Below are 1638 nucleotides of genomic sequence, written 5' to 3'. Positions count from 1 at the left end.
GATGAATTCACTTTTATCATATTAATAATATATCATAAATATTTAAGGAATATTTCAACTCTAAAACGAATGATGAAATAAATTCATCATCACGTTAAAGAGAGAGAAAATCCAAGCAATACAGGTAGGGTTAAGATGCTGAAAAAATTGCCGAATAATACGATTGAGGCCACTTTTTCGGGTTCGATATGAAAACGTTCGGCAAAAAGATAGTTCATCACCGCTGCTGGCAACATGGTGAACAGAACCATCATTTTCATTTGCAGCGGGGGGAGAGGAATAAAGAAGTAAATCACCGCAAATGCTATCGCTCCTGTTGCAATGGATTGGAGCGTTGAGTAGAGCCCAACGCTGAGGCCGGACCATTTTAAATGCGTCATTTGCGCCCCTAGAGAAAGGAGCATCACCGGCACTGCGGCTTGCCCTAGCAAAGAGGTGGCTTCAATCAGTGGTGACCAAACGGCTACATGGTTGAGATTAAAAAACACAGCCGCAGACGCGGCAATAAACACAGGCATCTTGACCATTTGTAAGAGTGATCCGCCGCGGCTTAACAACGCGATACCTAAGCTAATATGAATGCAAGATGACATGACAAAAAGCAGTACGGCGCTTGATTGCGCCGCGTCGCCAAATGCGTAGGCAAAGAGAGGAATGGCAAGATTGCCGCTGTTGCCGAAACATATGTGGCGGTGCCCAGGTCTTTAAAAGAAAGCCCGGGTCAGTTTGCAAATGGGGTATCATCAGTATCCCCCGGCAGCAACACTGCAACAAGCGATGCCCATATTAAAGGGAGCTGCTGGGTGTCTAACGGCRTGGTGGTGAGAGATGAAAAGACCAAAGCAGGGAGGAAAACGTCGATATTGATGCGGTTAATCGGCTTAAAGTCAGGTTTCAAATAATGCCCAACCAAAAAGCGACGCCTGCCAAGGCAAAAACGGGGAATAAAATGTTAACAACTTTGATGAGCATGTTGACGTTCCTGAAGAGGATTTGTTTTACGCTATCAGGTGATGTGTTTTCGTCACCTAAACTGGTTGAAAACATGAGCTCATCACTGTGCTATGAGCGTTATTGCCTAGTCAATTCATTGATTATCGCCGCTTCAAGATGTTGTAAATTAGAGTTTGCAAATATATTTTAAATTTGTATTCTCTGGGCAAATGGAACGCTTGTAAAAAAATGTGAATTATTCGACTTCCTCGGCAGGTCGTATTAGCGAGATTGCCATATACTTGAGGTAGTCGAGAAAAGTTTGTGTTGGAAATTGTCTTGAATATGCAGTATGACCCTGAAAAATCAATAAAAGTAGATATTTCAAACTTAACGATTGGTATGTTTGTCACCGCGATTGAAAATAGTGAGCGGTTAATTGGCTAATGCAGGGCGTGTTCAGTCAGAAAAAGCGATTACCCGCTTATTTGAAAGTGGGGTGAAGTTTGTGTGGGTAGACGCAGGCTTATCGGCTAAAAATTGTGTGATTAAACCAGCGCCAAAGGTTGATAACACTGAATCGCAAGTCGTGACAGAATCCCATTCACCAACGCCACGTAAGCAGCCAAAGAGTCGCGCCTCAAATCAAAAGAAAGCCAAAAAGCTGATTGCAGAAGCCAAAGGCCTCGCTCAAAAGCTTCTTAM

General features: G+C 43.3%; 1 protein-coding gene and 1 pseudogene. One reads left to right on the top strand and one right to left on the bottom strand.

From position 1 onward, the window contains the following. Positions 1-89: 89 nt before the first annotated feature. A pseudogene (locus tag CIK04_RS25655) lies at positions 90-972 on the bottom strand (AEC family transporter). A 400-nt stretch (positions 973-1372) separates the two neighbouring features. On the opposite strand from CIK04_RS25655, the gene CIK04_RS25650 reads away from it, so the two are divergent. After that, positions 1373-1638 (top strand): DUF3391 domain-containing protein (locus CIK04_RS25650; RefSeq protein WP_325205828.1); only part of this gene is annotated, 266 nt, incomplete at its 3' end.

This window comes from Vibrio sp. 03_296 (assembly GCF_002265885.1).
The sequence above is the reverse complement of the archived record's forward strand: the minus strand, read 5'-3'. Positions and strand labels throughout refer to the sequence as shown.